Raw genomic sequence first — 10220 nt, forward strand, 5'->3', positions numbered from 1 at the left:
ATGTGAAACAAATTTTAACACGGAAGTATTTCATTGCTGGTCTATGTAGCATTGTCTTGATGGCATCATTGCCGTTCTCTGTTTTCTCTGAAGAAAATAAAGACATTGATTCAGATGGGCAGCATGCAATGACTGGTACCTTTTCAACAAAGGATGAAGTTGTCTACGGTAATTTAGATGCTAGTGGTCATATCAATCACATGTACGTCGTCAACACGTTTCATATAACAGAACAAGGTAAAATCGTCGACTACGGAAATTACAACGACATCCGTAACCTGACTGACTTAACCCAGATCGAAAAGAAAGACGATGAGACAATTGAATTTGACGCCCAAGAAAGTGAATTTCATTATCAAGGCGAGCTGGAGAATCAGCCACTCCCCTGGAATATTTCAATTACGTATTTATTAGATGGCCAGAAAATTGATCCCACTGAATTAGCTGGAAAAAGCGGGTCAATTGAAATCCAAATCAAAACATCTGCCAACGATGCGGTTGATCCAGTGTTTTTCAACAACTTCTTACAGCAAATTTCCGTCACACTTGATCCGGCCAAGTTCAGCAACATTCAAGCACCAAAGGGGACTAAGGCCAATGTCGGTAAGAACAAGCAGATTACGTTCTCTATTTTGCCTGAAAAAGAAGACGTTCTGAAAATCACCGCTAATGTGACAGAATTTGAGCTAAAGCCGATTCAGATCAATGCACTACCGGCGAATATCGCTATTGAAAACCCTGATGTCGGCTCGATGAAAAATGATATGGAAACATTATCAGATGCTGTTCGGGAATTGAAGTCTGGTATTACCCAGTTAAATGACGGCATTACAGATTTGAACACAGGTGCCCATGATCTTGCCACAGGGTCAGGTGAATATGCGAGCGGAATTAATGCACTGAATTCGCGCTCAAATGACCTAATCACTGGCTCTGAAAACATTCAAGCGGCTTTACACCAAATGCGTGACATGCTTGAAGGAAAGACAGATGCACCTGATTTAAGCGAGCTGAAGCAGTTGCCACAAGGCCTACGTGACATTGCTGGTGGCTTGAACGAATCAGCTGCCGGGCTTGATACGTTAAAGGAAAATTATAACCAAGCCTATACCACATTGGATGAAGCGATAACCGGGATACCGGATTACAGCATTAGTGAAGAAGACATTGAAGCACTTTATGCAAGTGGTGCAGATCAAACAGTCGTCGATCAGCTTGTGGCAACATATGAAGCGGCGCAAAGAGTGAAGCAAACGTACCAAGCCGTACAAGGTGGATTTGCCGCAGTGACAGGGACGCTAGATCGCATATCACAACCATTACAGGACATGGCAGGATCGTTAACGACTATTGCAGACAATGTGGATGCTGAAATAGAACAGCTCGATCAGTTGAGCCATCTTGCCGAGCTGCAAAAAGGTCTATCTACGCTCGCTAAAAAATACAAATCGTTTCACTCTGGCCTCGTTGGCTATACAGATGGAGTGAATTCATTAGCTCATTCTTACACCGAGCTTGACCAAGGTATCACCTCTTTATCAGGTGGCACCTCATCTCTTTCAGATGGTGCAAATGACCTCCAAGCTGGCGCTCAGAAATTGCAGGATGCAACCGACGATTTACCTGATCAAATGCAGTCAGAGGTTGACGAGATGCTTGAGGAATTCGATTATTCGGATTTTGAGCCCGTGTCATTTGTTTCCGATCAGAACGAAAAAGTTGAAGTCGTTCAGTTCGTCCTCCAAACAGAGAGCATCGTGCTGCACGAGCAAGAAGCTGATGTCATAGACGAAAAAGAGGAAAAAGGTCTTTGGGAACGATTTTTAGACCTGTTTAGATAATTTGACCTCTTGATCCATAAGAAAGCCCTAGGCATTAACAGCCTAGGGCTTTTTGATTTAGATAGACTCGTAACAAATTATACTGCCTCTACCTGCTCATCTTGTTGATTCTTTTTTTTACTTAAGGAGTTTGTAATAGATGTGATGGCGCCGTCGCCAGTTACATTACAAGCTGTCCCTAAGCTGTCTTGTGCAAGATACAGTGCAATCATTAAAGAGACCATTGTTTGATCAAAGCCTAGCATAGATTCCAATAAGCCAAGTGCGGCTATAACAGCGCCACCCGGAACACCAGGCGCTGCGATCATCGTGACGCCCAACATTAAAATAAATGGAAACACGGAACCAAAAGTAGCTGCACTACCTTGCAGGAACATAACAGCTAACGCACAGCTCACTAGTGTAATTGTACTTCCCGATAAATGGATATTCGCCAGCAACGGAACAGTAAAGTCAGCAACGCGCTCTCTGACCTTTAACGTTTTGGCATGCTTTAATGTCACCGGAATCGTAGCTGCTGATGACTGTGTACCCAAAGCTGTAAAGTATGCAGGTAGCATCTTCTTCAGCATAGAAAAAGGGTTTTGCTTACTTAACGCACCCGCAGTTGTGTATTGTGCAATCAAATATAAAACATGCAAAATTACAATCATCACAAATACTTTTGCAAATACACTTAAGATCGTACTCACTTGACCAGCATACGTCATATTCGCGAAGATACCGAAAATATGAAATGGCAATAGCGGAATAATCATTTTTTCAATGACTAATTGAATAATATCACGAAATTCCTCAGTGAAACGGAGCAACGTATCCCCTTTGATTGCAGCTATCCCAAGTCCAATAACGAAGGACAGTAGCAACGCCGTCATAACACCCATTAGCGGGGCCATTTCTACAACAAAAAACGGATCACTTAAACCTTCTGTCGGATCAGAAAACGCTTTCAATGATTGACCACTTAATAGGGTTGGGTAGATTGACTTAGCCACAACAAACGCTAAGATTCCCGCGATTATTGTCGACGTATATGCAATCGCAGCTGTTAAGCCTAAAAGCTTACCCGCACCTCTCCCCATCGATCCAATACCAGGCGCAATAAACCCGAGGATAATGAGTGGAATAATAAATCCTAGAAAATTACCAAAAAGTCCATTAAACGTAGCGAATAATTGAATAAACCATTCATTGGAGAACGAACCGATCGCAACACCTAAAATGATTGCTACAATAATCTTGATTAGTAACCCAATACCTTTCACTTTTGTGACCTCCTTTTTATGCTTAGTGCTATTTTACAACAAACAATTTATGACGTCTAATAAAGTTGTAAAATATCGATTCGTGGAAAAATATGTCTATTTACGTTTTTTTTGCATTCTTTAATTAAACGTTTAGGGCACACGGTTTGGAAGCCTTGGATAATCGTGAAGTGACAGCACCGCAATCTAAAGCTACAATAAATGTAGAAACTGATAGATTTAGATCGTGAGAAGCGAAAAGGAGGATACACATTAAATGGACCATCAAACATATAACATACTGGATAAAAAGCTAACAGCGATGTGTGAGGCTGCACATATTCCCGGTATGGCTTTAATGATCGCAAAAGCTGGTAAGCCTATTTTCGCAAAAACGTATGGGTGGCGAAATGTCGAGGAAGAGCTACCCGTAACCTCAAATACCATCTTCGGCGCCGCATCGCTAACTAAATCAGTAACTGCTCTAGCGATTATGCTGCTTGAGGACATGGGGAAACTCAGCACGGACGATTCTATCAAACAATGGCTCCCAGAGTTCAGTTTGCCAGACAGCACATACGGCGTAGAACACATAACAATTCATCATCTTCTAACACATACGAGCGGGCTACCCGGGCTACCAGCAGTCCATGCGGCAAGGCTTCCGAGTATCCTGCGCGATCCAGATGGCAATCGTTTATTTGATGAAATGCCGAGCAACGTAACGCCTATCACCAGCGTACCTGAACTCATCAACCTAATAGCAGATCTTGACTTCACAATGCTCGGGGCGCCTGGAGAGATGTTTAACTACTCGAACGAGGGATATGCTCTATTACAGGAAATAACAGAACGAGCCAGTGGTGAATCATTTATACAATTCGTTGATCGTTATATCTTCCAACCGCTCGACATGCACCGCTCCTATTTTACGGAAGAAGATATTGAGGATAAAGAAGATGTGACCGAATTATATGCCTATGAAAACGATCATCAGTCCTTTTTCCATTCGCCAGCTTGGTGGGACGTCGGGGCCATTTATTCAAATGGATCACTAAAAACATGTGCCTCAGACCTGATGACGTACCTTGAAGTTTATCGTCAAGGGGGCACCGTGTTCAATACCCGAATCATCTCGGAAAAAGCCATTAAAAAAATGACTACATCTCACGTAACGACACCTAATGGAAGTCAATACGGATATGGTCTCCAAGTTGACGCAATGGACAATCAGAAATTTGTCGGGCACGGTGGCAGCATTAAAGGGGTATCGTCTAACATGCAATGGGCAATAGACGATGATTTAACTGGAATTGTTCTGATCAACATCGCTGACGCAGATGCTGCCGGTATTTTGAAAACCACCATGAAGCATTTGATAAGAAGCGATGAGGAGGCACCAACAGAAACAGCTTTCTCAGGTGTGGGCAAACATAAAGAGGGTGCACATACAATCAAAGGTACACCAGTCATGATGGATAAGCAGTTAGCGCGCTTTACAGGGGTGTACCGATCTGGTGAAGGCCAGAATGCTGAGGTTCTCTTGCGTCATGGCGCTTTGCTTTTAAGACGCAATGGAAATGACACAACACTCTACCCATGTGATGAAAACCAGTTTCTAACGTCTGATAACAATCGAATCACATTTTTATCAGACAGTGATGGATGCATTACCGGCATTTTTATAGGCATGCGCCACATTCAAAAGATAAAATAACCCCAAAAAAGGCCAGCCCCTAAGAAACTCTAAGAGGCTGGCTCGTCATATCAACAAAATCAGACAAAACTCGGGTGGTGCTAGGCACCCTTAAACGCATGCATGCATTCGTTTATAATAAGGGAGTCTTGAAATCGGTGCTGTCACTGACATGCGACATGGTCCATTCACTTGTGTACCATCATCCCCTATCCACGTGCCCGCGGGAAACACAATTGTACGTTCTTTTACACCCTTTTCCAATACCGGAGCAACCAGTACATCTTCCCCTAACATGAATTGATCCTTGACGTCTGCGTATTCAGACGCGTTGAAGTGATATGCCATATGCCTAACAATAGGTTCTCCGGTTCTTGCAGCATGCTTGGCAAGTTCGTTAATAGATGACGACATGCTCTCGTGAATTTTGACCGCTTCTAAACAATAATTTAAATGCGTTTGATCGAGCACACGCCATGGTGCGGTTGAAAACTGCATCATTGGAAATAGCGCCGAACACTGCGCATACCTTACAAATAACTCTTGATCCCAAACAAACTCAGGGTTTACTAAGTCGTCGTATTGACCGCCACCAATCATATCCGGACATATAAACGGGTAGCCCATCAATCCCTGTGCAATCCCATTTGGAACTAAACTTTTCAATGCATCCCAGCTATGATTTTTATCGCTCAGTCTTTGAACGAGCGGCTGATTACCTAGTTTCCAACACGCTCGATATTCATTAAAGGGGTATTTCAAACCAATTTCTGCCCATTTTAAACTATGTTCATTTGGTGTTAGCGTCTGATGACACACATCCGATTGACGATAGTATTGAGGATCACCACCGTCCATTTTAAAGCCATCAATGTCGTATGTTGTCATAAGAGCATCCATTTCAGCTTCAATCCATTTTACAGCCGCTGCATTGGAACAGTCTAAAATGGCACTATAGCCATTCCACCATTTTCTAATAACCGGCTCCCCTGCTTGATCTTGAATAAGGCAGCCTTGTTTATGTAACATTCGACTCGCATAACTATCGGGACTTATAAATGGACATAACCACACCATCACTTTAAATCCCAATTCACGAAGCTCTTCTACCATTGCTTTAGGATTCGGAAAGCGGCCAGAGTGAAAATTCCAAACACCAAAATCCTCCTGCCAGCCATCATCAATCATTAAGATCCCTGGTGGAAATCCTTTATTTAAAATATCATTCGCAAACTGAAGCACCTTTTCCTGAGTCGGTTCATAATTCATTTCCATCCAAGTGTTGAATTGCGGATATGAAAAAAATGCTGCATCAGGCATTTGATTTGAAGGTGGAAAATAGGTTTCAGACGCTTGCACATACGCGTCTTTCAATTGTTTTTGTGTATCCTCACATATAATTTCTGAGCTGCCTTCAATTTTTAAAACACCAGAATCAAATGTGAAATCAATAGGCTCTTCTGACCAAACAAACCGCCCCTTATTAGACACTAAGAATGGCGCGCCTTGGTTGTAACGTAAGTCCCCATATAGCTGTCTTGAAAAAGTATTGTGATAGGGCATTTCTTTACCATCTTCCACAAGTCCACCCCACCAAAGTTCCCCTTGATTCAGGACAATTTCCTTTGAATACGCCTTCGTCACGTTCATCACCTTCCGCTAGATATTATGTTGATGACTGAATGAATTACGGATGATAAGACATTATATTGAAGAATCAACTCTGAAATTCGACGAACCCCCTCTCTACGTTTTTCGACATATATTCACAAAAGTCCTCCCTATTAATCAATAATCATTCCAGTCAAAATTAAACATATTACCGGAGATTAATGCCCTTAACTCAAAAACAAAAAGACGCTGTTCCTGCATTTGTTACTTAGGAACAACGTCTTATAGTCGATAAAACTAGATTTTTCGAGTATTCACAGGTTCTCTAAATCAGACAGTCTTAACCGACATATCTCTTTCGATAAAAGACAGCGGCAATTCCGCCTACAACAAGTAAGATTATTCCAAAGAATAAAGTCGTATACATATATGTTGCCGTGCTTGGTAATGTTGTATCTTTATCTTGTTGATTTGTGTCTGGTATAGTGACATCTTGATTCGAGTCATCCTCATGCTCATCACGAGATTGTTCCGAGTCTTCTGGAACTGTTGGTTGCTCTTTTGCTTGCTTTTCTTCTAGAGCTTCGTAAGCTGTCTTAAGATCTTTCACTGCCTTATCTACCTCTACTTGTGTTACATCATCACTCAAAAATACTGCCTGCGCCTTTGCAAATGCTGTGGCGTATGAAACCCACGTAGCTTCAGTATACGCCTCTTCCTCTAATTCTTGTTCTATTAATGAATCTATCAATGTTTGCAACGCATTTTTATCGACAGCTGGCGTCTTTTCACGCTTTGTCATCGTAAAGGATTCAACGAGTTCATCATCAATCGTGTAAGTGTCCATCACTAGATTTTTTTGATCAATTTCGATGGCTGTGTACACCTGCTTATCCTCCGCAAAGACGAAATCTATATAATCTTCAGAGCTACCAGGATAAAACTTCGGACCTGCTGAACCACCGATAACGTATTGAGTACCTTTTCCATCCGGTTGTACTTCACCATTCTTCATTGGATGGCTTCTCATGTATGCATGGTCATGTCCTGATAAAACAAGATCAACATCGAGCTCTTCTAGCAACGGAGCAAATACCGACATCGTTGCATCATCACCGCGCTTTGGATTGCTCTTATAAGGAGAACGATGGAACATAACGATCGTCCATTTATCACCCGCACTTGCTATTTCTTCTCGAATCCATTCTTCTTGTTCTTTCATATCCTGTACGCCAAATTCGGAATTTAACATGATGAATCGTACGTTACTATAATCAAATGAGTAAACAAAGTTGTCTTTCCCATCTGGTCCATTTTGTGGGTACGCGTACAAGTTCTTAAAGATGTTAGCACCGTCTCCGTATACATCATGGTTTCCTAATACCATCATTAACGGCAGTTGATCCGCCAATCCTTGTGATGCGTCTTTGAACAACTCCCACTGAGACAAACGATCGCCTTCTTCCACAATATCGCCTGCATGAAGCACGAATTGCGTGTCCGGATAACGTTCAAGCCCTAGTGTAAAGAGCTCCGTAAAATATGCAAACCCTTTTTGATCATATGCTTGTGTATCAGCAAAAAACAAGAAACGGAATGCATCCTCTTCCGCTGATTCTGTCGTGAATGTTTGAACTTCACTCCAACCATGCTCAGTGCCATCTCCAACACGATATGAATACGTCGTACCAGGCTTTAATCCCTTAGCTAAGACCCTATGCAAATTCATCTCACCAGTGGCATCTCCAAACAATACCGTTGTACCTGTAAATGTAAGTGGCTTTGCATCCGGTTGACCAGCAGGGACAACCTCAACCTCTGATCCTTCTGTTAAAGTATCTGTTTTCCATGTGAAATACTGCGTTGTTTTCGGATCATCAACCCATGTTAGCGTTACATGCTCTGGTGTTGTTTTCCCGAGTTGTGGTGATATCGTTATAGCTTCAACTTGACTGACCAGGTTTCCCTGAACAGCTTGCAGCTTAAGAGGGATACGTGATAACGTCAAGTTCTCAGTTTCAATAATACCTTGCTCATTTGTTTCACCTAAAATTGTTCCCCAATCCACTTCCTGTACAGCATCTTTTGGTATGTGATAATAACGTTGCTGACCATTTGGCATAAAGATACGATAAAAATCAAATCCACCATATGGTGTTTTAGCGACAGGAATAAGTGTGCCAACCTCCACTTCTTCGTAAGGCTCACCGGCTACCCCACTACCACCTTTGTAAATATGCGTCGGTTCAACAACTTTAATTAACTTTTGACCACCTGTAACGCTAATACCCGCATCTGAAACAGGTTGTCCATTTTTGTCTGTCACGGTAATAATTGTAGGAGTCCCTTGGGAAAGTCCTTTTAATGACAATGTTAACGGCTGAGAAATATGCCCAACATATGGCGCAATGAAAAATGGCAGCCCCTCAACTTCTCCTCCTGTATAAACATATTGACCGTCCGTTAGTCCCAGCTTAAAATCTCCACTCGCATCCAAGCCTAAATCAAAAGTTAATGTCAGTATCTTTTCCAGCTCGGTTAATGAAACAGATGTTAAATCATTTAGATTGACAGCAATGGTACCAGCTTCCGAATTTACGTCATATGTGACAGCCTGCTGCATTTTTTCTGGAACATCTATTTGAATACCTTCTTGTTTTGTATTAGCGTCTGCCAACAACAGCTTTTGAGGATTATAATTAAGAATAAAAGAAGCACCTGTTAAAGCTTGACCATTTTTCAAATCTATCGTCGCTTTAAATGAACTACCAGCATATGTTTCTTCATCGACATTCCATTGAAGTGTCGGTCCGTCCGTTTCAACAGTAAAAGACCAATTAGTAAAATTATGATTACCAGCCTGATCAGCTACATTGACCCAAACGTTATGTAGCCCTTCTGCTAACGGTGATTCTGGTGTATAGCTTATAGTGCCATCTGTTTCATTGATGATCGGAGAAACAACATTCCCATCAACTTTCATTTCTGTTTGTGTAAAGTCTAATCCAGATTGATCATCACGAGCTTGGACTGAAATCGTCGGTTGATTCTCGTTAACAACCTTACCGTCAACTGGCGTAAATTTCGTCAGTGTCGGGTTCGTCGTATCTTCCTCAACTTCTTCATAAACGGCTCGAATATTATCTACATAAATCGTTGCTTTCCCTTTCGCCTCTTCACTTGTTGCCATATAGCGAATGGCTTGATTTCCTATTTTGAATGGTGGCGTCCAATTAGCCGGAATCTCTGCTTCAACATATTTCCAGCCTTCCCAAGTGACACCATTTGGATAGCTCGGTGTATAATCGATATTAAAATTTTGTCCATTTGCATCATATAACATTTGCCTTAACCAATGCCCTTCTCCATCACCATAAACCCACATACTTATTTTTTTCGGATGACCTGGAATGGTAACCTCTTCAGTGCGATTAGCATAAACACCTGATGTTCCAGGCTGATTGCTGTAGTCATACTCAATTTTTAACGACTTCTTACCAAAACGGGCTTTTTCATCTGTTACATTTACGTTTACATTGTTCGCGCGTGCTGACGAAACACCCCATTTATCGTCACTATTTTCAAAGTCATCAAGGATGTAATTAGGACCAGTTGGTTCCATCTCAGAATCAACTACTTTTATTTCCTCACTTTGTTCTAGTTGATAGACTTCTGCATCATTCACATCCGCATTTTCTTCCGAAGTAGTTTCTGATATGATATCATTCCCTTCTGTTACACCACTTGCATAAGCAATACTAGGTAATAGGCTACTCATGACGAGCATACATACAAAGGTTGTACAATAAATGACGTTGGTGGGGAAAA

The 10220-nt window shown here is 41.7% G+C and carries 5 protein-coding genes; 2 read left to right on the top strand and 3 right to left on the bottom strand.

Annotation, left to right across the window (positions count from 1 at the left end):
- Positions 1-2 precede the first annotated feature (2 nt).
- Positions 3-1841 (top strand): YhgE/Pip domain-containing protein, encoded by a 1839-nt coding sequence (locus HPC67_RS12020; RefSeq protein ID WP_343327842.1) that lies wholly within the window; start codon positions 3-5, stop codon positions 1839-1841.
- Between the two features lie 77 nt (positions 1842-1918).
- Here HPC67_RS12020 and HPC67_RS12025 read toward each other — a convergent pair whose 3' ends face one another.
- Complete coding sequence (locus HPC67_RS12025; protein WP_217588269.1) at positions 1919-3106, bottom strand: dicarboxylate/amino acid:cation symporter; 1188 nt, start codon at positions 3104-3106, stop codon at positions 1919-1921.
- Between the two features lie 256 nt (positions 3107-3362).
- On the opposite strand from HPC67_RS12025, the gene HPC67_RS12030 reads away from it, so the two are divergent.
- Entirely contained in the window at positions 3363-4802 is a 1440-nt protein-coding gene (locus tag HPC67_RS12030) for a serine hydrolase domain-containing protein (protein ID WP_217588270.1), read from the top strand.
- 90 nt (positions 4803-4892) lie between these two features.
- Here HPC67_RS12030 and HPC67_RS12035 read toward each other — a convergent pair whose 3' ends face one another.
- Both HPC67_RS12035 and HPC67_RS12040 read right to left on the bottom strand, forming a co-directional pair.
- Positions 4893-6425, bottom strand: coding sequence for a glycoside hydrolase family 31 protein (locus HPC67_RS12035; protein WP_343327843.1), 1533 nt, complete (start codon positions 6423-6425; stop codon positions 4893-4895).
- 307 nt (positions 6426-6732) lie between these two features.
- Positions 6733-10220, bottom strand: a 3488-nt coding sequence (locus tag HPC67_RS12040) for a metallophosphoesterase (RefSeq protein ID WP_217588274.1), incomplete at its 5' end; no start/stop codon positions are given.

Source organism: Lentibacillus saliphilus (assembly GCF_019093865.1).
Taxonomy (GTDB): Bacteria; Bacillota; Bacilli; order Bacillales; family Amphibacillaceae; genus Lentibacillus_B; species Lentibacillus_B saliphilus.

Bases quoted from the DNA above. Each gene is read 5' to 3' on its own strand.
- HPC67_RS12030 (WP_217588270.1), top strand. From the start codon at position 3,363: ATGGACCATCAAACATATAACATACTGGATAAAAAGCTAACAGCGATG.